The organism is Nocardia inohanensis NBRC 100128, from assembly GCF_001612945.1.
In the GTDB taxonomy this organism is placed as follows: Bacteria; Actinomycetota; Actinomycetes; order Mycobacteriales; family Mycobacteriaceae; genus Nocardia; species Nocardia inohanensis.
Map to the genome: position 1 here is coordinate 230,333 of NZ_BDBK01000008.1, position 22,828 is coordinate 253,160.

Genomic DNA, 22,828 nt, shown 5'->3' on the forward strand with positions numbered 1-22,828 from the left:
ATCGGATCGACTCCGTCGAAGGCGGAGTTGGTTTTCGGAATCCCCCTGTGCGGCAATCAATCCCAGCTGAGCCCGCCCCGCTTCCACTCGTAGGCGTAGGCCACCGAGACGTTGAAGATGAACAGCGCCATGGCGGCCAGGCCGAACAGGCCCAGCGAATCGAAGTGCACCGCCCACGGGTAGAGGAAGACGATCTCGATATCGAAGATGATGAAGAGCATGGCGGTGAGGTAGTACTTCACCGGAAAGCGTTGTCCGGCAGGGCTTCCGGGCCCGCCGCCGATGGCGTGCGGGGTGGGCTCGATACCGCATTCGTACGGTTCGAGCTTTGCCCGGTTGTAGCGTTTCGGGCCGATCAGCGACGCCAGGAACACGGAGAAGACCGCGAAGCCGGCGGCGACCGCGCCCAGGACAAGCGTGGGTGTTTCGATGTTCACAACAGCACTACCCCTCCTGCGAGCTGGACGACGCGATGTACGGACGCAGCTGCCGACGCGCGGGGGGCCGGTGGAGTAATACGCCTACCGCGCGCGGTGTGAGCTAGGGCACAGACTACAACTCACGCGACAACATACATGACGATTCACCACTGCGTTTGATCGAATTCGGAACAGTCTTTTATGACCGAATAGACGCAATCGCCGTCGTCACGTGACAGAAACAACTCTCGTAACTCTCAGGGGTTTCACCCCTGAAACCCCCGGTCGCGTGGATCGATTTCGCCTGGTCGACGCTGCACCCCAGAAACCTGGTCGCGGGCCGTTCGGCCACTTGGGGTTTCAGGGGTGAACCCCTGAAGAATGATCCAGCGAGCCATGCGGCTTCAGGCTGCGGAACGGCTCCGGAGCACGCCGAGGACCGCGTCCGTCAGGCGGATGGGGTCGATGGGGTGGGAGACCGCGGCATCGGCACGCGACCAGTTCGCCAGCCAGGCGTCATCCGGACGGCCGGTGATGACGACGATGGGTGGGCAATCGGCGATTTCGTCCTTGAGCTGCTTGGCCAGGCCGAGCCCACCGGTGGGTGCGGACTCACCGTCGAGGATCAGCAGATCCAGTTCGTGATTGTCCAGCTGCTCGATGACCACCGCTCCGGTGGCGACTTCGAGGTATTCGATGGGCGGTAGGTCGGCATGCGGCCTTCTGCCCAGCGCCAGCATGACTTGGCTACGGGTATCGGTGTCGTTGCTGTAGACCAGCACTCGCACCGCTGCGGGACGTTTCGCTTCGGCCACGTCCCGCATGGTACGGGTTGCACATGGGTGCAGGTGGCAGCTTCGGGTGAACCCGTGTGCGCGTCGCGATTTCGCCGGACGCACGACAAGTCGATCACAATCGATACCCGATTCACGCCCGGTAGCATCCGGAAAATGCGGGGAGACATCGATGAACGGCTGAGCGAAACCGACGCCCGGACCGATGGGATGCCACACCGGCGCGGCAGCGGAGGCCGGATCGCATGACCGGGCGGGTGGAGGTGGTGCCCGGCGGGCATCTGGTGGCGTGCGTGGACGGGGTGGTGGTGGTCGTCGCGCACCGTGACGACGCCGCGGTGACCGCCGAATCGGAGTCCCTGGCGGTGCTGGACAAGCTCGCCGAACTGGTGCGCGAGGCGGCCTCGCGGGAAACCCGGCGCACCGGAAGGACTTTCGCGCGGCTGGCCTCCACCTGGCTGATGAGCCGCGAGGACGAGGAACGGGTCGAGTTCGGTGTCCTGACGCCCGGGACCCGGGCCCTGGCGGTCTTCTTGCACGGCCGGATCACCGCCGTCCTCGAAGGCGACGACGGACGTGAAGTCCTGCACGGGAGCGATGCCGGGTTCACGGTGGATCGCGTGGTGCTGCCGACGCCCGCGCGTGCGGCCGCCTTGTTCGTGGATGAGGAGACCCCGCGCGACGAGCTGCCCGCGCCAGGCGTCTGGTCATTGGGCGCCGGGCGCATGCCCGGGTCGGGCGCGGTGCTGTGGGTCGGTGAAGCGGGCGAAACTACTTCCAGCGGTGGATTCCTCGCGGTGCGCGACTTCGGATCTCCATCGGAGCGGCCACCGCTGGGCGTGCTGGTGCTCGATGACGGCACGTCGTTCGCGTTGGACGGCGATCTGGTGATCGGGCGGGAACCGGAACGCTCCGAGCGGGTGCGACGGGGTGCGAAACCGATACGGCTGCATGATGTTTCGGGTGGGATGTCGCGGGTGCACGCCGAGGTGCGTTTGGCGGAGCGGGAGGTGACGGTGGTGGACCGGGGATCGGCCAACGGGACGCATATCAAGCCGCCGGGACGGGCGGAGTGGATGCGAGCGGTGCCGGGGCATCCGGTTGCACTCGAACCGGGCAGTCAGTTGATGCTCGGCGGTCGGGTGTTCACGTTCGAGTCGCCGCAATAACCGCGCTGATCCGGCGGTGGGATAGCGTCGAGGGCGAACGCCCAGCGAACCCGAGGAGCCGTTATGCCCGCTGAAGTCGTGGACGCCGTCGTGATCGGGATGGGTCCCGGTGGTGAGGAACTCGCGATGCGGCTGGCTCGGGGCGGGCTGTCGGTGGTCGGCGTGGAGGGGCGGCTGGTCGGCGGCGAATGCCCGTACTACGCCTGCGTTCCCACCAAGATGATGGTGCGGGCGGCGTCGGCGCTGGCCGAGGCGCGGCGGGTGGACGAGCTCGCGGGAACGGCCACGGTGCGGGCGGATTGGGCCCCGGTGGCGGCGCGGATCCGGGACGATGCGACCGCCGATTGGGACGATGCCTCGGCCGTCGAACGATTCGAGAAGGCGGGCGGGCGGTTCGTGCGGGGCTGGGGGCGCATCTCCGCGCCGAACGAAGTCACCGTGGCGACCGCGGACGGAGATCGGGTCTTCCGCACCGAGCGCGCCATCGTGCTGAATCCCGGTACCGCCCCGGTGGTTCCGAAGCTGCCCGGCCTCGCCGATACCCCGTACTGGACCAACCGTGAAGCGGTGACCGTGACCGAACTGCCGGCGTCGCTGATCGTGGTCGGCGGCGGACCGGTCGGTGCGGAATTCGCGCAGCTCTTCGCCCGCTTCGGCGTGCAGGTCACCATGATCGTCCCGCATCGCCTGCTGCCACGTGACGAACCGGAGGCGGGGGAGTTGCTGGCGAAAGTGTTCGCCGCCGACGGCATTACGCTGCGCACCGGCGTGCACGCCGAGTCCGTGGCCCACGACGAGCAGGGCTTCACGGTGAAGCTGGAAGGCGGCGAGAGCCTGCACGCCGAGCAGCTGCTCATCGCCACGGGGCGTTTCACCGATCTCGCGGGCCTCGGTGTCGCCGCGCTCGGGCTGGACGACAGCGCGAAGGGGCTGACCGTGGACGAACACCTGCGCGTCGCCGACGGTGTCTGGGCCATCGGCGATGTCACCGGTCGCGGCAACTTCACGCACGTCTCGATGTATCAGGCCCGGATCGCGGCCCAGGACATCCTCGGCGAATCCACCGAACCGGCCCGCTACCACGCGGTTCCGCGGGTGACCTTCACCGATCCGGAGATCGGCGCGGTCGGGATGACCCAGGCGGAGGCCGAGTCAAGTGGCCTGAACATCCGGATCGGGCACACCGAACTGCCCGACTCGACGCGCGGGTGGATTCACAAGGCCGGCAACGACGGATTTCTCAAGCTGATCGAGGACGCCGATCGCGGGGTGCTGGTCGGTGCCACCTCGGCGGGCCCCACCGGGGGAGAAGTCCTGAGCGCGCTGGCCGTGGCGGTGCACGCCCAGGTTCCCACCGCCACCCTGCGCGAGATGATCTACGCCTACCCGACCTTCCACCGCGCCATCGAATCCGCGCTCGACGCTCTCGCGTCCGGTTAGGTATCGCGTCGTAATCGTTGCTGTTCACCTGCGGCAAATCGCGCGATCCTGTTAAGCATCGAAGGGTCCCGAGGGTTGGCGGTGGACATATGCGCATCTCCGAAATCCTGCGCCGGAAAGGCTCCGACGTAGTCACGATCGCACCCGATGCAACGGTGCGTGAACTGCTGAGAGTGCTTGCGGCACAGAATGTGGGCGCGGTCGTCGTCTCCCCGGACGGGATGGCCATCTCCGGCATCGCCTCCGAGCGCGACATCGTCCGCCACCTGCACACCTACGGCGCGGAACTGCTGGATCAGCCGGTGTCGGCGATCATGACCGCGGCCGTGCACACCTGTGCGCCGGAGGACCATGTCGAAACCCTCAACACCGCCATGACCGAGCACCGCATCCGCCATCTGCCGGTACTGGTGGACGGGCGCATGGTCGGCATCGTGAGCATCGGCGATGTGGTGAAGAGCCAGATCTCCGAACTCCAGACCGAACGCGAACATCTGGTGCGCTACCTGCACGGGTGAAAATGGGGATTGTTCACCACCCCGACAGCTGAAAGAGTGTTTACCGACGCTTCGGTCACCCGCATCGCGGATACCTTCGCGCTCGACCTTGTGCAGCCCGATACTCCCGGCGACGGGAGCATCAACCCTCGAGATTGTGAACGCTCCACCATATGAGTTCTCCACTGTCGGCGAATCGAATTCCCGAACTGGTGTCCATCATCATCCCCGTCTACAACGGACTTCCCGATCTGGACGAGCAACTCGAAGGGCTGGCGGAACAGGATTACCCCGGCGATTTCGAGGTGCTGGTAAGCGATAACGGGTCGAAGGACGGCCTGCGCGAACATATTGCGGGGCATCCGCTCACCGAAAAGCTGCGCCTGCGATATGTGGACAGTTCCGGCAAACGGGGTGCGCCTTTCGCCCGCAACAATGCGGCCGCGGTCGCCGGTGGTGATTTCCTGGTCTTCGTCGACCAGGACGACCGCGCACACCCCACCTGGCTGAGCGCGCTGGTCCGGACCGCCGCGGAGTTCGACGCGGTGAGCGGGGCGATGGAGACCGACAGCCTGAACGACCGCACCGCCGCGACCTGGCGGCCCGCGCCGCCGCCCGAGCAGGGCTTCCCCACCCATTGGATGCCGTTCGCCAATGGAAACAACACGGCGTATTGGCGTTCCGCCTTCGAAAAGATCGGCGGTTACGACGAATCCCTCGTTGTCGGCGCGGACGATGTGGACATCTCCTGGCGTTTGCAGCAGTCCGGTCAGAAACTCGGGCACGCCCCCGACGCGGTGATCGCGTATCGGCTGCGGCGGAATTTCCGTGACGCCTGGAGCCAGTGCTTCGATTACGGCTACACGTATGCCGAGGTTTGCATAAAGCATCGCCCGCTGGGCTGTCCTCGAATTCCGTTCCGCGCCACGCTGCTTTCGCTGGTGACGGCGATCGTCTGCAATCCGCTGAATCCGTTCCCCCGGAAGATAGTGCCGACCGGTCTGTGGATTCTGCATACCGCCGGACTCCTCGGCCGCCTGCGAGCGAACATCCACCACCGCACCTACACCGGCTGACCCCGTCCGCGCCATGCGGTTCGAGGGTTGCCGAAGGTCCCGATTAACCTTCGAATCCTTGGGTGTGGCGGCGGATGGTGAGGTATGGGCAAGAATCGGCGGCACAAGGAGCGGCAGCGGGCCGCGGGCGATCCGGGGTTCGCGGCCGTCGCCTCCGGACTCGGCGCGGACGCGACCGGCGAACAGATCGGGCAGGCGATCCTGACCGGGGCACTGGCGGTCGCTCGCGGCAATGCCAAGGCGGCGCGGCAATTCGCGGGCGAACTGGGCGCACTGTCTCCGGCGCCGCTGAGCGAAGGCGCGGATTCGGCTGGGCGGCAACTTGTTTCGGCGGTGTTCCGCAACGGCTGGCTGCCGGGGGATATCGAGCAGGTGGCCCGCCGCCGGGTGGACGAGTTCGCGCAGGGGTACCTGATCGATGTGATGGCGGCCCACGTCCGCCCGTACCCCGCCGAATCGGTGGACGCGACCTGGCTGGCCCAGCTCGCGGCGGCCGGGGCCACGGTGTGGTGGTCGCCGGACGAACCGCACTTCGGCCAGTGGGCGGCGAAGCGCTTGCTGACGCCCGCCGAGGCGCTCGCCACGGTGATCGAAGCTCTCGCTCTGCTGCTCCAATTGCCCGCGATGCCGCTGATCCGCCCGCTGCCGGGGGCCGCGCGGCCCGAGCAGAGCGTGCCGCACGCGGTCGACGAGAAGGTGCTGGGCCGCGTGCGCGGTCTGCTGGCCAAGGCCGAGTCGACGGCCTACCCCGAAGAGGCCGAAGCGCTTTCGGCCAAGGCGCAGGAATTGATGACCAAGTACGCCATCGACCGGGTGCTGGTCGATGCCGATCACCGTGCGGTCGATCTGCCCGGCGCGCGCCGGCTCTGGCTGGAAACCCCGTACGTCGATGCCAAGGCGCTGCTCGTCGACGCGGTCGCCAAGGCCAATCGATGCCGGGTGATCCTGTCCGCCGAGTGGGGGTTCGTGGCCATCGTCGGCGACGAGACCGACCTCGACGCGGTCGAACTGCTGACCACCTCGCTGCTGGTGCAGGCGACCCGCGCCATGATCGCCAGCGGCAATCACCAGGACCGCGTGGTGGAGGCGCGCAGCCGCACCTTCCGCAAATCCTTCCTGATCGCCTACGCCACCCGCATCGGCGAACGCCTGGCCGCGGCCGAGCAGGCCACCATCGCGAAATCGGCTGCGCCGGAACGCCTGCTCCCCGTGCTGGCGGCCCGGCGGCAGGATGTCGACAAGGCCTTCGAGACGTACTTCCCCGCCGCGAAATCGTCCCGGATCTCCGCGGGCAGCGCCGAAGGCTGGCAGGCCGGGCGTGCGGCCGCGAACCAGGCTCAGCTCGGGGCGCATCCTCCGATCGGGAAAGGACGGAAGTAGCGCCGAACCACCGGCCGCTTACTGGTCCAGTGCGTCGATGAGAAGCAGCAGCGTCGACTTGAGGTCCTCGCGCTGTTTCGGTTCGAGCCGCTCCAGCGCGGCGGCGAACCGGTGGATGCGCTCGGAGGTCAATCCGCTGACCAGGTCATGCCCCGAACCGGTGGCCGAAAGCAGTTGCGCCCGGCCGTCTTCCGGATCGGCGTCGCGGGATACGTGCCCCGCCTTCTCCAGCCCGGTGATCATGCGGGACATGGTCGGGGCGCTGACCCGCTCGAGCTGCGCGAGATCGCTCAAGCGCATGGGACCCGAGCGGGCCAGCGTGGCCAGGGCCGAGGCGGAGCCGGGGCTGAGCGCGCCCAGATCCCCGGAGTGACGCAGGAGCCGGATGGTGCGGCCGATCGCGTGATAGAGGTCGGCGGCTTCGCTGAGCTGGTCGGTATCGGCGATACTCGCGGACTCGGTCAGCACATCCTCCTGCGTCATCGGATCAGATTCCGGCGCGGTCGGCTTCGCGGAGTTCGGTGGCCTCGTCGACCACCTTGGGCGTACCGGCGAACCAGGACGCCACCGCGCCGATCAGCATCATAAGCGCCGCACCGAGGAACACGACCACCAGCCCGGAGTGGAAGGGACCGGAGATCAGGTTCGGGAAGAACTCGCGACCGGTGAGCACATCGGTGTGCACGCCCGGCTGGTTCAGCACGCCGCTGTGCCCCAGCAGTTCCTCGATCGGGTTGTAGCCCAGGAACGCCGCGAACAGGCTGCCGACCGGCGGCAGATCCGCGACCTGACCGGCGACGTCGGCGGGTACGCCCTGCGCCTGCAAGCCCGAGTCCATGGCATCGGGCAGCGGACCGGAGAGGCCGATGATCATGAGCGAGAAGAAGATTCCCATGGACAGCGCCATGCCGCCGTTGAACAGCGTGCCGCGCATACCCGAGGCCACGCCGCGCTGCGAGGCCGGAACGCTGTTCATCACCTCGGCGGTGTTGGGGGAGGCGAACATGCCCGAGCCCAAACCGTTGAGCATGACGATGGCCGCGAAAGCCCAGTAGTCGAAGTCCGCCGGAATCACCACCAGCAGTACGAAAGTCGCCGCGGTGATGAGCATGCCGAGGGTGGCGAAGGTGCGGGTGCCGTACCGATCCGACAGCCAGCCCGACACCGGACCGGCGATCAGGAATCCGACCGTCAAGGGCAGCAGGTAGATGCCCGCCCACAGCGGCGTCGCCTCGTAGTCGTACCCGTGCAGCGGCAACCAGATGCCCTGCAACCAGACGATCAGCATGAATTGCAGGCCGCCGCGCCCGATCGAGGACATCAGCCCCGCCAGATTGCCGAACGCGAACGCGCGATTGCGGAACAGCGAGAGCTGGAACATCGGCTGCGCGACCCGGGTCTCGATCCAGCAGAACAGCGCGAGCAGCGCGAGACCGCCGAACACCGACCCGATCACCCAGGGGTTGCCCCAGCCGGTGGCCGAATCACCGTACGGCTGAATGCCGTACGTGATGCCGGTCAGCAGCGCGGTGAGACCGAGCGCGAAGGTGAGGGTTCCCGGCAGATCCAGCGAGCCCGGGGTCCGCGCCCCGAAATCGTGCAGCGACCGGTACGACCACACCGTGCCCAAAATGCCGAAGGGCACGCTGACCCAGAAGACGGCCTTCCAATCCCACTCCGACAGCACGCCGCCGATCACCAGGCCCAGGAACGAACCGGCCACCGCGGCAACCTGATTGATACCCAGTGCGAATCCACGCTGCTGCACCGGGAAGGCATCGGTCAGGATCGCCGTCGCATTCGCCATCAGCATGGCTCCGCCGACGCCCTGGATCACCCGCCATACGATCAGCCACATCGCGCCGCCGCCGTGCGTGAACGGGTCGAACGACAACGCGATCGCCGACAGCGTGAACACCACGAACCCGAGGTTGTAGATGCGCACGCGGCCGAACATGTCGCCCAGCCGCCCGAACAACACCACCAGCACCGCGGATGCCAGCAAGAACCCCATGAGCAGCCACAGCAGGTAGCTCACGTTCCCTGGCTCGAGCGGATTCAACCCGATCCCGTGGAAGATCGCCGGCAGCGAGATGATGACGATCGAGGAGTTGATGGTCACCATCAACATCCCCAGCGTCGTATTGGACAGCGCCACCCACTTGTAATGCGGATGGTCCCGGTCGACCCGGAGCCGCCGCCGAATGGTCTTCACATCATCGGCGTCCAAGCCGGTGGTGGGAGCCGTAGCCATCTGAGCCTCCCCAGGAGTCGAACAAGTACGAACAGCGTCCCAATATAGTTGCATTACGCTAACTAACGAAATCGAAGACGCTGCCCACCCTCGCCGCGGCACCACATTACATACGGTGACCTGCGGTTTTTACTCCAAAGATCGGTTCGGACGGCGGTGGCCGATCAGCTGAGACGGACCTCGGCGGTGGCGAGGCCGAAGATCTTGCGGCCGCCGGACTTGGCTGTGATGACTACGACGGCGGTCTTGGTCTCGGGGTCGAGGGATTTGATGCGGCCGGTGAATTCGACGGTGCCAGCTGTTTCTGCCTCGATGACGGTGTAGTTGGAGAGACGGACCGCGTACCGGGTGAGCGCGCCGGGATCGCCTAGCCAGTCGGTGACGAAACCGGCGCCGAGGGCCATGGTGAGCATGCCGTGCGCGATCACATCCGGCAGTCCGGCTCGAGCGGCGATGTCGTCGTGCCAGTGGATGGGGTTGGCATCGCCGGCCACGCCCGCGTAGTTGACGAGGTCGCCGCGAGTCAGGCGGGCGGTGCGGGGCGGCAGTTCGTCGCCGACCGCGGCCTTCTCGAAGTCGATCGCGGTGCGCGCGACGCGGTTTCGGGTGACCGCGGAGTACGGGCCGAGTTCGGGCGCGGAGGTGGATTCGGTCTCCGCGGTCGTGGTGCGGGACGGGATCTCGATGCCGTGCATCATGACGCGCTGAATCGCCTCGCCGAGACCGGCATCCACGTCCTCGTCGGTGATGCCGACGACCGTGGTGTGCATGACCTGCACGATCTCACCGGTTTGCGCGGTGAAGGTATTGGTGACGGTGAGCAGTTCCTTGCCCGCGATCCGGCGCACCGCACTGAGTTCGACATCGCTGGTCAGGCGGTCGCCGGTGACGACGGGCTGATACATCTCGAAGACCTGGTCGGTCTGCACGAACACGTCGTAGCCGCTGATGACGGTTTCGAAGAGCCGCCGATTGGCCAGCATGGCGACGATCGAATAGAAGGTGGTCGGGGCGACCAGTCCGGTGTAGCCGAGTTCGTTCGCGGCATCCTCGCTCCAGTGCGCGGGATGGAAATCCTGCACCGCCCGGGCGTATTCGCGGATCTTCTCGCGACCGACCTCGTAGTAGTCGTCCACCCGATAGTGATGCCCGACCAGCTCGGCCGTATCGAACGTCGCTTCCACCAAGGTGCTCCTCACTTCAGACTCCCCGGCATCGCCCGAAAAACTTCTTTCGAAAATCTTCGGGTGATGCGTCGAGATCCGGTCGGCGGCTCCGACCTTCGGGTGACAGTAGTTCAAACGCTTCCCTCAGGAGTCGTCATGACCACGCTCAATACCTTCATCTGGTTCGACAACGCCGCCGAGCAGGCCGCCGAGTTCTACGCGGCGACCGTGCCCGGTTCCAAGATCGTCGAGATCACCCGCAATTCCGACGGTTCCGCGTTCATCGTCACGCTCGAGCTCGCCGGGCAGGCGGTCACGATCATGAACGGCGGCCCGGATCATCCGCTCACCGATGCCATCTCGCTGCAACTGGTCGTCGACACCCAGGAGGAAATCGATCAGCTGTGGGCCGTGCTCACCGAAGGCGGCGCCCCCGGCCCGTGCGGATGGCTCACCGACCGCTACGGCCTGAGCTGGCAGATCGCGCCCTCCGCCATGCCGCGGCTGATGAACGGCGAACCGGAGCAGGCCCTCGCCGTCGCCATGGCGCTGCGGTCCATGTCGAAGATCGACGTCAAGGTCTTGCAGGACGCCTACGACCACGCCTGATCCGCGCTTTTGCCACCATCGCCGCCCCCGTGGATGTGAGTCATCGCGTGGGCGGCGATGTAGGCGTGCAGGCGGGCTACCGCCGGGGTCGGGCGGTGCGCTCCGGAGACCAGGCCGATGCCGCGGGTGCGCGGATCCCGGATGGTGAGGCGATGCAGATCGGGGTGCGGGGTCTCCGGCTCCGGCAGCAGCGCGACACCCAGCCCGTGGCCGACCAGGGCGCGCAGGGTGTCGAATTCGGTGATCTCGAATGCGACGGTGGGCGCGAATCCGGCTTCGGCACACCAGGTATCGAGCAGCTGGCGCAGGTGATAGCTGGGCGGGTTGGCGATGAACCGCTCCCCGGCCAGGTCGGCCAGATCGATGACATCGTGCCGAGCCAGCGGGTGACGCCGGGCGACGTAGAGCTGAATGGGCTGCTGCCCCAGCACCATCGCCGGTAGGTCGGCGGGCGCGGGAATCATGACCGCGAGGTCCAGTCGTCCGGTGCGGATCTGCTCGGCGAGGGGCTTCGCCGTGCGCCTGCACCAGGTGCAGCCGGATTCGCGGTGCCGTGGCGTGGAAGCCGGCCAGCAGCGACGGCATGCTGACCGGTCCGAGGCTGAGCGGGAAACCGAAACGCACCAGCCCGGTTTCCGGATCGGCGTTCCCGCGCACCATGTTGATAGCGTCGTCGAGTCCGCGCACCAGATGCCGCGTGCGCTCGAACAATTCACGCCCCGCCGGGGTGAGCGTGATTCCACGACCGACCGGTTGGAACAGTTGAAGCCCGAGCGTCTTCTCGATGGTCTTCAACCTGCGGCTCAAGGATGACTGCGGCACGCCCAGCACCTGCGCCGCGCGTGTGATGTGGCCCGCACCCGCCGCGGTATCGAAGGCCGCGAGCAGGGGCGCGAGCGCCTCCAGCTGCGCGTACGGCGACTCATCCATATTCGGATCATATTGGCCCGCAATCGATATTGGACGGATCAATCCGTGCGGTGTGACGATCCCAGCATCACGACGGTAGGGAGGCCGAAATGGAAGACGTCCTGGATGTGGCATTGATCGGCGGGGGCATCATGTCGGCGACCCTGGGTGCGATGCTCGCGCGGCTGCAACCGGATTGGTCGGTCGCACTCTTCGAGCGCCTCGGTGAACTCGCCGCCGAGAGCTCCGATCCTTGGAACAATGCGGGCACCGGGCATTCCGGGTATTGCGAGCTGAACTACATGCCCGATCCGGAGGATGCGGGCAAGGCCGCCGAGATCGCCAGGCAGTTCCGGTTGTCGCGGCAGTTCTGGGCCTCGCTCGCGGATACCGGATTCGTCAGTGCGGCACCGCATATGGATGTGGTGTTCGGCGAGCGTGACGTCACTTATCTGCGGGCACGATTCAAGACCTTGCGGTCGCTGCCGGCGTTCGAGGCGATGGAGTACACCGAGGATCCCGAGCGGATCGCGCAGTGGGCTCCGCTGCTGATGGACGGCCGCGAGCCCGGCGAGCCGATGGCGGCGACACGGTTCGAAGGCGGAACCGATGTGGACTTCGGTGCGCTGACGCGGTCACTCGTGGACGTCATGACGGAGACCGGGGCGCGAATCCAGCTAGAGCAGGAGGTGGTCAAGCTGCGCCGCGATGCCGACGGCGTGTGGACGCTGACGGTGCGTAATCGAATCACCAAGCGCCGCCGCACCGTTCGAGCACGGTTCGTCTTCGTCGGCGCGGGCGGGTACGCCCTGAAACTGTTACAGAAGGCACGCGTGCCGGAAGTACGCGGGTATGCGGTGCTTCCGTTCGGCGCTCAGTTCCTGCGCACCGACAATCCCGACGTCGTCGCACGTCACGGGGCGAAGGTCTACAGCCAGGCCGCGTTGGGCGCGCCGCCGATGTCGGTCCCGCACTTGGACAAACGAGTGGTCGAGGGTGGTGAATACCTGTTGTTCGGGCCGTACGCGACCTTCAGCACCCGGCTGCTGAAGCGCGGCCGCCTCATCGACCTGTTCACCACGATCCGCCTCCGCAATATCGCGGTATTGCTCGCCGCCGGACTCCAGAATCTGTCTTTGGTTGTCTATCTGCTCGGTCAGCTCCTGGCGACGCGCCGTCGCAAATTCGCTGAGCTGCAACGGTTCTACCCGTCCGCCGACCCGAGTGATTGGACGCTCATCCAAGCGGGCCAGCGCGCCCAGGTGGTGAAACCTCATCCCGGCAAGGTCGGCGAATTGACATTCGGCACCGAGCTCGTCACCGCGGCCGACGGCAGTATCGCCGGATTGCTCGGGGCCTCGCCGGGCGCGTCGACCGCCCCCGCGATCATGGCCGGCCTGCTGCCGCGCTGCTTCCCCGATCGCTACCGCGACTGGGAACCGGCGCTCCGTGATCTTATGGCGGCGCTGCCACCAACTAATGTCGAATCGTGAGCGAGAGCATCGAAGAGGTGACCCGGTTCGAACCGGTTCCGGATCCGCGGCCGTTCGACGAGCCCTGGCCGGAAATGGTCTGGCCGATCCCGGCGGATACCGAACTGACCGGAACCTCGGTGCTGCTGACGCCGCTCGACCCGGCCGCGGATACGGCGGACCTGTTCCGGGCGCTTGATCATGACGAGGTCTGGGCGCACGTCCCGTGGCGGCCTTCGGATCCGGACGAGTTCCGAACCCATCTGGAGGCCCGGTGCGCGCTGCCGGATTGGCAGGTCTGGACCGTGCGGACCCGGGCCACCATCTCCGGAGTGCCGGCCGGCACGGTGGTGGGTGTGACCGCATACCTGGCGGTGTCGGCGCGGGACGCGGCGCTGGAAATCGGATTCACGCTCTATGACCCGCAGGTTTGGGCCACCACCGTGAACCCCGAGGCCAAACTGCTGCTGCTCGAGTTCGCGTTCGAGAAGTTGAACGTCGGTCGCGTCCAGCTGAAAACCGATGTCCGCAATCATCGTTCGCAGCAGGCGATCGCCCGGCTCGGTGCGCGCTACGAGGGCGTGCTGCGCCGCAATTTCCGGCGCTCCGACGGCACCATTCGCGACAGTGTGCAGTTCTCGATCATCGCCGAGGACTGGCCCGAGACTCGGGCCCGGCTGACGGCACGCCTCTAGGGAGCGGGATCGTGCGGGGGATGAGTACCTTGTGGCCCGGGGGCGAGCCGGTCGGGGAGCCCGCCTCGGCGAGCAGCGTGGCCGATCTGCGGATCGATCACCGGATCTTCGCCGCCGACCCGGAGGACGGGCAGGCGGTGTGGTTGCGTCCGGTGCGGGATGTGGCGACCGTGCGGTTCCGCCACGAAGTGTTCCGTGATCTCCAGGATGAGCCCGTGCGCATGGCTTTCGAAGCGTTCGGGGCCGGAATGCGTTCGGTGCGAAAGCATCTGGCACAGGGACGGCGGCTCGAACAGCGCGACCGCTGGCAGCTCGATGCCGAAGAGGTGTACTGCCGGACGGTGGCGGAATTCGGGGAGGCGCTGCGAGCCTTGCCGATCCGCGCGCATGCCCTCCGGCGGTTGCGAGAGCGGCTGACGGAGTACCTCGAGGGGGAGTGGTTCACGAATCTGGTCCGCGAGCGGGCAGAAGTCCACGCGGCGCTGGACCGGGTCCGCTACAGCGTGCAGTTGAACGGGCGCAAGGTGGTGGTCGACCGCTATCGGGGGCAGGCGGATTACAGCGAGACGATAGCCGCCGCGTTCGCTCGATTCCGGCCCGGCGACGCGGAAAAGCCGGTCGTCGTGGTGGATCCGTGGCCGGATATGAACGAGGTCGAGGAACAGCTCATCGCCGCGGTCACCGAGCAATTTCCGGAGGTGTTCGAAAGGCTTGCGCGGCATGCGGAGCAGTTTCGCGAGTTCATCGATCCGATGCTCGCGCGGGTGGATGCCGAGATGCGGTTCTACCTCGGCTACTCCCGGTTCGTGCGGGGCTTGGGCGAGCGCGGGCTGACGTTCTGCTTCCCCGAAGTCACCGAGCGTTTCGAGGGCATCGTCGCCGAGGGCGCTTTCGACGTGATGCTGGCGCGTGCCCGGCACGGCGACCCGGCCGCCGTGGTGGTGCGCAATGACATTCGCCTCGATGGCCCCGAACGCTTGATCGTGGTGACCGGCCCGAATCAGGGTGGCAAGAGCACCTTCGCAAGGATGGTCGGGCAGCTGGCGTATCTGACCGCTCTGGGCTGCCCGGTGCCGGGAACGCGCGCGCGAATGATGCTGCCGGACAGGGTGCTCACCCATTTCGTGCACGAGGACGATATCGCCGAGCCGGGCGGTGCGCTGGCGCAGGAGCTGGCTCGCATGCGCGACATCCTGGGCGCGGTCACCGAGCGCAGCGTCGTGATTCTGAACGAGAGCTTCAGTACCACTACCGCCGCGGATGCCGTATCCATCGGCGGTGAAGTGGTGCGCCGGATTGTCGAACGCGGTGCGATGGGCGTGTACGTGACGTTCCTGGAAGAGCTCGCCGAGGTCGGGCCGGAGGTGGTGAGCATGGTCGCGGGCGTGGAATCGGATGCGGATACGACGCGTACGTTCCGGATCGAACGCAGGCCGCCCGATGGATTGGCGTACGCCACAGCGGTGGCGCAGCGGCACGGGTTGACCTACGACGCGATCCGGGAGCGAGTGCGATGATCCCGATCGGTCTGCTCCACCCGCCGGGACAGCGGGCGCAGGTGGCGCGCAACGGCGAAGCGGTGGCCGAGGACTTGGGCCTCGCCGACCTCTACACCGCGATGGCGGCCGGTGACGAATTCGTCGCCGATGTCGTGAAAGCGATTGTGCCGGTGAGCCTCACGGACCCCGACGTCATCCGGTACCGGCAGGATGTGCTCGCGGACTTCTGTGCCGACCAAGCACTGTTGCGCGAGCTGTACGCCATCGCCCGGGAGGCCGCTTCGGTGCGCCGCTGGACGGCCATGGCTTTGCAATCGCTCGAGGAGCTGGTCGGTCATCTGCGCCGACTCCGGCAGACCTGCGAGAAGCATGCCGCGGGCAGTTCCGCGGGGCTGACCCGATTCCGCGAGGTCCTCGCCGCCCAGCTCGACGACGAGTATCTGAGCGGTCTCGAAAAGCATTTGGCCGCCCTGTATTTCGAACACGGCATGTTGTTCAGCGCCGCCCTCGGCACCGGCAACAAGCTCGACCGGGTAACACTGCACGAACCACCCGCCGCGACCAGGCGTTCCCTCTTCGGCGGTCGCAGCGGATCGAGCTTCGTCGCCCTCGAGAACTTCGAATTCCACGACGGCGATCCGTTGCGGATCGTCACCGCCCCGGCGCTGGCCATCGTCAAGGAGGTGGTGGGCCGCGTCGCCGACAATGTGCAGGGCTTCTTCCGTGAACTCCGCACCGAGCTGGCGTTCTACCTCGGCTGCGTGAACCTGCGGGAACGACTGTCCCGTGCGGGAACCCCGACCTGCTTCCCGATACCGGCGCACCCCGGCGAGAACGTGCTGTCGGCCCGCGACCTACGCGACCCGCTCCTTTCGCTGGCGCGCTCCGAGGTCGTCGGCACCGACATCGACGCCACCGCAACCACCTTCACAGTGGTGACCGGCGCGAACAGCGGCGGCAAATCCACCTTCCTGCGCAGTGTCGGCTGCGCCCAGCTGATGATGCAGGCCGGCCTGTTCGTCACCGCCCGCGCCTGCACCGCCGACATCCGCCACGGCCTGTTCACCCATTTCGTCCGCGCCGAGGATCCCGCCATGCAGCACGGCCGCCTCGACGAGGAGCTGGCTCGCCTGCGTGAGATCACCGACCAGCTCGCACCCCACGCGATGGTGTTGTGCAACGAGCCTTTCGCCTCCACCAACGACCGCGATGCCGCGGCCATCACCGACCCGATCCTGTCCGCGCTGCTCGACTCCGGCGTGAAAGTCGTGCTCGTGACCCATCTGCACGATTTCGCCCGGCAGCGCTTCGCCCAGCGCCACCCGACGGACCTGTTCCTGCGCGCCGAGCGGGCTCCCGACGGCCGCCGCACCTATCGGCTGACGCCCGGCGCGCCCGAGCCGACCAGTCACGGCACGGATATCTTCGCCCAGATTTTCGGGTACGCGCCCGGCACGAACCCGCGACACGGACCGGATCGGTAGTCTCGTGCGGATGACGAGGACTTCAACGGCAGGGGTTGTGAGTCTGACGATCGCGGCCGTCTGCGTGACGCTGACAGCCTGCGGCGACGATGCGGGCAGCAGCGCGACCTCCACTCGCACCGCGACACCGCAAACAACGACATCTCTTTCCGCACAACCTGTTTCCCCCACGACCACCGCTTCATCCGCCCCGGGCCCGGCGGTGACGGTGGGCGCGGTGCCCGGCAACCCGAACGCCGCCACCGCCCTGACCCCTTGGGTGCGCGACCTGGTCGCAGGCGATATCGACCAGCTGGTCCGCAAATGCTGGACCATCGAACCCACCAACGCCCGCAACATGTACGCCGACCAGCCCGGCATCCTCGACGCCGTAGCCCAGCCCGGCCTCGACGGCCAATTCGCGGTGATCTGGAAAGGCGCGACCCGCACCGTCAGCGTGAAACGCAGCGAAATCGCCTCCGGCTACGCTTGCCCCCGCGTCAGCCCGGCCGACGACCCGGCCGCCTTCAACACCGCCGACGCCCGCTACGCCGTCCACCGCTACCTGTCCCGCTGGATCGGCAAGCCCGTCGACCCCAACGACGCCGAAGGCAAATACCCCCTGGTATGCGCAGGCTCGACCCTCGCCAACAACCCCGGAAAACTCACCGGCACAACCGGATTCAAAGACTCCGACATCACCGTCCAATCAGCCGGCCCGGACCAGGTCGAAGTCTCGGTTCCCCTGACCAACTCCTCCGGCGTGACCCAACCGGCCACCTTCGTCCTCAACATCGGCCAGGAAGGCTACTGCATCACCGATATCCGTTCCTGACCCCGCCTAGGCGCGGGGGCGTTTGTCGGTGGCTTCGGGTTCGAAAGCGTTCTCGCCCACCTCTTTCGGGTTCATGATGTGGGTGATGAAGAGGCGGGCGGCGGGGGTGGGGGTGCGGGTGGTGACGGCGTGCCAGGGGCGGGTCAGGGGGGTGCCTTCGAGGGGGATGACCTCGAGGCGGTGGGCGGAGAGGTCGGTTTCGATGGCGTCGGAGTGGATGAGGGTGATGCCGAGGCCCTCGCGGGCGGCGGCGAGGGCGGCGCCGTGGGTGCCGAGAGTGAGGGTGGGCGGGCGGATTTGGAGGCGGTCGAACAGGGCCAGGGTGGTGTCGCGGGTGCCGGAGCCGGTGCCGCGCAGTAGCCAGGTGGCTTCGAAGGGGTCGGGCCAGCGGTTGGGGGCGCCGACCACGACCAGTTGGCTGGGGCGGCGGGCGCGGGTGACCAGGCCGGTGTCGCGGGGTGGGCGGCCGGCGACGACGAGATCTGTTTCGTGGTGGGTCAATTCGAGGAACAGGACGTCGCGGGGCTGGATGGAGAGGCCGAGTTCGATATCGGGGTAGCGGGTTCGGAAGGACGCCAGCAGGCGCAGGAGTACGTACTCGCCGGCGGTGGCCACTACCCCGATGCGCAGGCGGCCGGTTTCGGCCTCGCGCACCGCGGCGTGCGCTTCCTTCATCAAGCCGAGGATGCTGCGGCAGTAGTCGGCGTATACCCGGCCCGCTTCGGTGAGGGCGATACCGCGCCCGGATTTGGCGATCAGTTTGGCGCCCAGCTGTTTTTCGATGTGCGCCACGGCCGCTGAAGCCGCGGCTTCGGTGATGTGCAACTGTGCGGCCGCACGGCGAATGCTGGAGTGGCGGGCTACGGCGAGGAAAGTTTCCATGCGGACCGCGCTCACCGTACCCATCTTCAGACGGTAGCAAACTCCACTAAACGGTTGAGGGAGACCAGGAATTATCCAATTGTTTGTGGTTAACGCCCCCGTCATCCTTGGAATCACTAGTCGCCCAACCCGCTTCGCAGGAGGAATGATGGCTGGAGCTTCCGATGATCAGGATGGGCGCGGCCGGTGGGATCCGGGTGTGCAGACCTATGCCTCGATGGGATACTACGCCCCGGACTATCAGCCCAAGGACACCGATGTGCTCGCCGTGTTCCGGGTGACGCCGCAGAAAGGCGTCGATCCGGTGGAGGCGTCCGCGGCGGTGGCGGGCGAATCCTCCACGGCCACGTGGACGGTGGTGTGGACCGACCGGCTCACCGCGCACAACCGCTACCAGGGCAAGTGCTACCGGGTGGACGAGGTGCCGGGCCGGCCGGGCGAGTACTTCGCCTACGTCGCGTACGATCTGGACCTCTTCGAGGAAGGGTCGATCACCAATCTGACCTCCTCGGTGATCGGCAATGTATTCGGCTTCAAGCCGTTGCAGGCATTGCGCCTGGAGGACATGCGAATTCCCGTTGCATACGTGAAGACCTTTCAGGGTCCACCGCACGGAATCGTTATGGAACGGGAATATCTGAACAAATACGGCCGGCCGATGCTCGGCGCGACGGTGAAACCGAAACTGGGCTTGTCGGCACGCAACTACGGCCGCGTCGTATACGAAGCCTGTAAGGGCGGACTCGATTTCACCAAGGACGACGAGAACATCAACTCGCAGCCGTTCATGCGCTGGCGGGATCGCTATCTGTTCGCTATGGAGGGCGTCAACCGCGCTATCGCGGAAACCGGTGAGATGAAGGGGCATTACCTCAATGTCACCGCCGGCGATATGGAGGACATGTACGAGCGCGCCGAGTTCGCCAAATCGCTGGGCAGCGTGATCATCATGATGGATCTGACGGTCGGCTACACCGCCATGCAGTCCATGTCCAAGTGGGCGCGCAAGAACGGCATGCTGCTGCACCTGCACCGCGCCGGGCACTCCACCTACACCAGGCAGAAGACCCACGGCGTGAGCTTCCGGGTGCTGGCCAAGTGGTGCCGGTTGATCGGCGTGGATCACCTGCACGCGGGCACGGTGATCGGCAAGCTCGAGGGCGACCCGCACACGGTCAAGGGCTTCTATGACACGTTGCGCGACAACCACATTCCGATGAATCCGCAGAACGGCATCTTCTTCGATCAGGAGTGGGCGAGCCTGCCCGGCGTCATGCCGGTGGCCTCGGGCGGCATCCACGCCGGGCAGATGCATCAGTTGCTGGATCTCTTCGGCGACGACGCCATCCTCCAGTTCGGCGGCGGCACCATCGGCCATCCGATGGGTATCGCGGCGGGCGCGGAAGCCAACCGCGTCGCCCTCGAAGCAGTCGTCAAGGCGCGCAACGAAGGTCGCGATCTGCTCAAGGAAGGCCCGGACGCGCTGCGCCGCGCCGCCGAGATCTGCCGCCCGCTGAAGGTCGCCCTCGATGTCTGGGGTGATGTCACCTTCGACTACACCTCCACCGACGCCCCCGACGCCGTCCCCACGGCCACCCGCTGAAAGCCGAGGTAAGACCATGCATCTGCGTCAGGGCACCTTCTCACACCTGCCCGAACTCGACGACACCGAGATCGCCGCGCAGGTCCGCTACGCACTGCTCAACAATTGGCCGGTCAGCATCGAGTACACCGATGATCCGCACCCGCGGAACGTGTACTGGGAGATGTGGGGCCTGCCGCTGTTCGATCTCGACGAACCCGACGGCGTGCTCGCCGAGATCAATGCCTGCCGGGCCACGTTCCCGCGCCACTACATTCGCGTGAACGCCTATGACGCCGCCTACGGGCGCCAGACCACGGCATTGAGCTTCATCGTGCAGCGCCCGGCGAACGAGCCGGGCTTCCGGTTGAACCGCTTCGACACCGACGACCGGCGTCAGCGTTACGGGTTCCACTCCTACGCCCAGGACGCCCGGCCGGGCGAAAGGTACGACGGCTGAATGTCTTTCGGTGACGGAGGTTTATTGTGAGCGCGGAACACCCCGCGGCAACGGACGGCCGCGGACCTGCACCCGGCCGTCCGGCGAGTGGGTTCCAGATGCATCGGCCCGGGGTCACGAGCCCCGGCCCGCTGCGCGGTACGGCCGCCGAGGGTCCCCGATCGGGGGATCCCGGGGCCGGCCACCCGGACCTGCTGCCCGACGACGCCCTGCTGGACCTATCCACGGATGTGGCGGGCAAGGACGTCGAGGACACCCTGCATCGCCTCGACGCCGAACTGGTCGGCCTCGCGAATGTGAAGCGCCGGGTGCGGGAGATCGCGGCCCTGCTCCTCATCGACCGCGCCCGTCAGCGTTTCGGCCTGCAAGCCACCCGGCCCACCATGCACATGAGCTTCACCGGCGGTCCCGGCACCGGCAAGACCACCGTGGCTCTGCGCATGGCCGAAATGCTGCACGCCCTCGGGTACATCCGTAAACCCAAGGTGCACACCGTCACCCGTGACGATCTGGTCGGTCAGTTCATCGGCCACACCGCGCCCAAGACCAAGGAAGCCCTCGCCAAAGCCGCCGGGGGCGTCCTGTTCATCGACGAGGCGTACTACCTGTTCCGGCCGGAGAACGAACGTGACTACGGGCAGGAGGTCATCGAGATCCTCTTGCAGGAGATGGAGAACGAGCGCACCAGCCTGGTGGTCATCTTCGCCGGCTACCCGGATCGGATGGAGACCTTCTTCTCCGCCAATCCGGGTCTCTCGTCGCGGGTCGCCCACCACATCGAGTTCCCCGATTACACGCACGGGGAGCTGCTGGCCATCGCCGAGCTCATGGTCGAACAGGAGAACTTCCACTTCGACGAGGCTGCGGTACAGGCGTTCTCGCACTATCTGCGGTTGCGGATGGACCGGCCGCGTTTCGCCAATGCCCGCAGCGTCCGCAACGCCCTGGACCGCTGCCGCCTGCGCCAGGCCAAGCGCCTGGTGGAACTCCAGCGGCCGGTGAGCCGAACCGATCTGATCACCCTGACGGACAGCGACGTCTACGGCAGCAGTGTGTTCGCCGATGCCCCCATCGACGAGGGGGCGTCCGGATGAGGAAATGAGCAGGGGATGCCCGAAGGATTGAAGACCCTCACCCGCTACACCATCGAGCAGGAGCATCGGCATCCCGGATCGTCCGGGGAGTTCTCGGCGCTGCTGAACGTGCTGGCCACCGCGACCAAGATCATCGCCAATCAGGTGACCAGGGGCGCGATCGTCGGGTCGCTCGGCGCGTCCGACGCGGGCAATCTGCCGATCACGGTGCACCGCAAGATGGATGCCATCGCGCACGACATCATGGTGGCCGAATCGCAGTGGACGGGTTTGCTGTGCGCGCTGGTCTCCGAGCAGCTCGCCGGATTCCACCCGGTGCCCGGCGAATACCGGCGCGGTAAGTACCTGCTCGCCTTCGATCCGCTGGACGGGTCCAGCAATATCGACGTGAACCTGCCCGTGGGAACGATTTTCAGTGTGCTGCGCGCGCCCGAGGACGGGGGTGAGGCGGGCGCGGCGGACTTCCTGCAACCGGGGGTGCAGCAGGTGTGCGCGGGCTTCACCCTGTACGGGCCCGCGACCATGCTGGTACTCACCACCGGCAACGGCGTGGACGGGTTCACCCTGGACCGGGAGGTCGGCGCATTCGTGCTCACCCATCCGCGCATGCGAATCCCCGAGGACACTTCGGGATTCGCCATCAACGCGGCCAATGAGCGCTTCTGGGAACGACCGGTGCGCCGCTACGTCCACGAATGCCTGGAGGGCGTCGAGGGGCCGCGCGGACGGGATTTCAATATGCGCTGGGTCGCGTCCTTGGTCGCCGACACCTTCCACATCCTCACCCGCGGCGGCCTCTACATGTACCCGCGCGACACCCGGCATCCGGCACGTCCGGGCCGGGTGTCGCTGCTGTACGGCGCGAATCCGATCGCCTTCGTGGTGGAACAGGCCGGGGGAGCGGCCATCACCGGTCACGAGCGCGTGCTGGATGTGAAACCCGAGGAACTGCATCAGCGGATTCCGTTCATCTTCGGATCCCGCAACGAGGTCGAGCGCATCGAGCGCTATCACCGCCACCCCGACGAAGGCCCGAGCTTCGACGCCTCGCTGTTCGGGTCGCGGTCGCTGTTCCGTTCGGCGGGGCACTGAGTTCGCGGTTCACCAGAACCGTTGTCCGGCAATCCAGGAGG

23 protein-coding genes and 1 pseudogene are annotated in these 22,828 nt (G+C 66.7%); 16 read left to right on the forward strand and 8 right to left on the reverse strand.

Annotated features, from left to right (window positions below; all coding sequences use genetic code 11):
* Positions 1-56 precede the first annotated feature (56 nt).
* Together NI1_RS16835 and NI1_RS16840 are read right to left on the reverse strand one after the other, a co-directional pair.
* A complete protein-coding gene (locus tag NI1_RS16835; RefSeq protein WP_067821150.1) occupies positions 57-437 on the reverse strand; it encodes an NADH-quinone oxidoreductase subunit A in 381 nt (126 codons plus the stop codon).
* Between the two features lie 386 nt (positions 438-823).
* Positions 824-1,243, reverse strand: coding sequence for an Rv3143 family two-component system response regulator (locus NI1_RS16840; protein ID WP_067821153.1), 420 nt, complete (start codon positions 1,241-1,243; stop codon positions 824-826).
* A 215-nt stretch (positions 1,244-1,458) separates the two neighbouring features.
* Between NI1_RS16840 and NI1_RS16845 the strand changes: the two genes are divergently transcribed.
* The 5 genes from NI1_RS16845 to NI1_RS16865 all read left to right on the forward strand — a co-directional run bounded on the left by NI1_RS16845 (position 1,459) and on the right by NI1_RS16865 (position 6,775).
* Positions 1,459-2,382: an FHA domain-containing protein gene (locus tag NI1_RS16845; RefSeq protein WP_067821156.1), complete on the forward strand. Its 924-nt coding sequence runs from the start codon at positions 1,459-1,461 to the stop codon at positions 2,380-2,382.
* Positions 2,383-2,445: 63 nt separating this feature from the next.
* Entirely contained in the window at positions 2,446-3,822 is a 1,377-nt protein-coding gene (locus NI1_RS16850) for a dihydrolipoyl dehydrogenase family protein (RefSeq protein WP_067821160.1), read from the forward strand.
* An 89-nt stretch (positions 3,823-3,911) separates the two neighbouring features.
* Positions 3,912-4,340, forward strand: a complete 429-nt coding sequence (locus NI1_RS16855) for a CBS domain-containing protein (protein ID WP_067821163.1) — start codon at positions 3,912-3,914, stop codon at positions 4,338-4,340.
* Positions 4,341-4,492: 152 nt separating this feature from the next.
* Positions 4,493-5,395 carry a glycosyltransferase family 2 protein gene (locus tag NI1_RS16860; RefSeq protein WP_067821166.1) on the forward strand — a complete coding sequence of 301 codons (903 nt, stop codon included), beginning with the start codon at positions 4,493-4,495 and terminating at the stop codon, positions 5,393-5,395.
* Between the two features lie 84 nt (positions 5,396-5,479).
* The gene (locus NI1_RS16865) at positions 5,480-6,775 is read left to right on the forward strand and encodes a DUF2786 domain-containing protein (protein ID WP_067821169.1); all 1,296 of its coding nucleotides are present in this window, start codon (positions 5,480-5,482) and stop codon (positions 6,773-6,775) included.
* 18 nt (positions 6,776-6,793) lie between these two features.
* Here the strand turns inward: NI1_RS16865 and NI1_RS16870 are convergent, their stop codons facing one another.
* From NI1_RS16870 to NI1_RS16880, 3 genes are all read right to left on the reverse strand, one after another.
* A complete protein-coding gene (locus NI1_RS16870; protein ID WP_067821172.1) occupies positions 6,794-7,258 on the reverse strand; it encodes a MarR family winged helix-turn-helix transcriptional regulator in 465 nt (154 codons plus the stop codon).
* 4 nt (positions 7,259-7,262) lie between these two features.
* A complete protein-coding gene (locus NI1_RS16875) occupies positions 7,263-9,029 on the reverse strand; it encodes an MFS transporter (RefSeq protein WP_067821175.1) in 1,767 nt (588 codons plus the stop codon).
* 164 nt (positions 9,030-9,193) lie between these two features.
* Complete coding sequence (locus NI1_RS16880; RefSeq protein ID WP_281179498.1) at positions 9,194-10,228, reverse strand: fused (3R)-hydroxyacyl-ACP dehydratase subunits HadA/HadB; 1,035 nt, start codon at positions 10,226-10,228, stop codon at positions 9,194-9,196.
* A 123-nt stretch (positions 10,229-10,351) separates the two neighbouring features.
* Here NI1_RS16880 and NI1_RS16885 point away from each other — a divergent pair, with 123 nt between their 5' ends.
* A complete protein-coding gene (locus tag NI1_RS16885; protein WP_067821178.1) occupies positions 10,352-10,804 on the forward strand; it encodes a VOC family protein in 453 nt (150 codons plus the stop codon).
* Here NI1_RS16885 and NI1_RS39330 read toward each other — a convergent pair.
* Positions 10,789-11,268, reverse strand: coding sequence for a LysR substrate-binding domain-containing protein (locus tag NI1_RS39330; protein WP_245663260.1), 480 nt, complete (start codon positions 11,266-11,268; stop codon positions 10,789-10,791). The genes NI1_RS16885 and NI1_RS39330 overlap by 16 nt on opposite strands.
* 52 nt (positions 11,269-11,320) lie before the next feature.
* On the opposite strand from NI1_RS39330, the gene NI1_RS39335 reads away from it, so the two are divergent.
* On the forward strand, positions 11,321-11,617 hold the full coding sequence (locus NI1_RS39335) for a hypothetical protein (RefSeq protein ID WP_245663261.1): 297 nt from the start codon (positions 11,321-11,323) through the stop codon (positions 11,615-11,617).
* Here NI1_RS39335 and NI1_RS40120 read toward each other — a convergent pair.
* Positions 11,579-11,848, reverse strand: a pseudogene (locus NI1_RS40120) (helix-turn-helix domain-containing protein); the annotation flags it as partial. The gene NI1_RS39335 and the pseudogene NI1_RS40120 sit on opposite strands and share 39 nt — an antisense overlap.
* On the opposite strand from NI1_RS40120, the gene mqo reads away from it, so the two are divergent.
* The 5 genes from mqo to NI1_RS16915 are packed head-to-tail and all read left to right on the forward strand — an operon-like array spanning position 11,824 to position 17,677.
* Positions 11,824-13,206, forward strand: coding sequence for a malate dehydrogenase (quinone) (gene mqo / locus NI1_RS16895; protein ID WP_067821181.1), 1,383 nt, complete (start codon positions 11,824-11,826; stop codon positions 13,204-13,206). The pseudogene NI1_RS40120 and the gene mqo sit on opposite strands and share 25 nt — an antisense overlap.
* Positions 13,203-13,880: a GNAT family N-acetyltransferase gene (locus tag NI1_RS16900; RefSeq protein WP_245663262.1), complete on the forward strand. Its 678-nt coding sequence runs from the start codon at positions 13,203-13,205 to the stop codon at positions 13,878-13,880. The genes mqo and NI1_RS16900 overlap by 4 nt, the downstream gene beginning before the upstream one ends.
* Before the next feature lie 20 nt (positions 13,881-13,900).
* Positions 13,901-15,397 carry a MutS-related protein gene (locus NI1_RS16905; protein ID WP_067821184.1) on the forward strand — a complete coding sequence of 499 codons (1,497 nt, stop codon included), beginning with the start codon at positions 13,901-13,903 and terminating at the stop codon, positions 15,395-15,397.
* Positions 15,394-16,863 (forward strand): MutS-related protein, encoded by a 1,470-nt coding sequence (locus NI1_RS16910; protein ID WP_084523335.1) that lies wholly within the window; start codon positions 15,394-15,396, stop codon positions 16,861-16,863. The genes NI1_RS16905 and NI1_RS16910 overlap by 4 nt, the downstream gene beginning before the upstream one ends.
* A 37-nt stretch (positions 16,864-16,900) precedes the next feature.
* Positions 16,901-17,677 (forward strand): hypothetical protein, encoded by a 777-nt coding sequence (locus NI1_RS16915; RefSeq protein ID WP_157535161.1) that lies wholly within the window; start codon positions 16,901-16,903, stop codon positions 17,675-17,677.
* A gap of 6 nt (positions 17,678-17,683) precedes the next feature.
* On the opposite strand, the gene NI1_RS16920 is transcribed toward NI1_RS16915, so the two are convergent.
* Complete coding sequence (locus tag NI1_RS16920; RefSeq protein WP_245663263.1) at positions 17,684-18,583, reverse strand: LysR family transcriptional regulator; 900 nt, start codon at positions 18,581-18,583, stop codon at positions 17,684-17,686.
* Between the two features lie 124 nt (positions 18,584-18,707).
* Here NI1_RS16920 and NI1_RS16925 point away from each other — a divergent pair, with 124 nt between their 5' ends.
* The 4 genes from NI1_RS16925 to NI1_RS16940 are packed head-to-tail and all read left to right on the forward strand — an operon-like array spanning position 18,708 to position 22,787.
* Complete coding sequence (locus NI1_RS16925; RefSeq protein WP_157535162.1) at positions 18,708-20,162, forward strand: form I ribulose bisphosphate carboxylase large subunit; 1,455 nt, start codon at positions 18,708-18,710, stop codon at positions 20,160-20,162.
* Between the two features lie 16 nt (positions 20,163-20,178).
* The gene (locus tag NI1_RS16930; protein ID WP_067821194.1) at positions 20,179-20,601 is read left to right on the forward strand and encodes a ribulose bisphosphate carboxylase small subunit; all 423 of its coding nucleotides are present in this window, start codon (positions 20,179-20,181) and stop codon (positions 20,599-20,601) included.
* A gap of 26 nt (positions 20,602-20,627) precedes the next feature.
* Complete coding sequence (locus NI1_RS16935) at positions 20,628-21,695, forward strand: AAA family ATPase (RefSeq protein ID WP_245663264.1); 1,068 nt, start codon at positions 20,628-20,630, stop codon at positions 21,693-21,695.
* Between the two features lie 15 nt (positions 21,696-21,710).
* Complete coding sequence (locus NI1_RS16940; protein ID WP_067821199.1) at positions 21,711-22,787, forward strand: class 1 fructose-bisphosphatase; 1,077 nt, start codon at positions 21,711-21,713, stop codon at positions 22,785-22,787.
* The last annotated feature ends 41 nt before the right edge of the window (positions 22,788-22,828 follow it).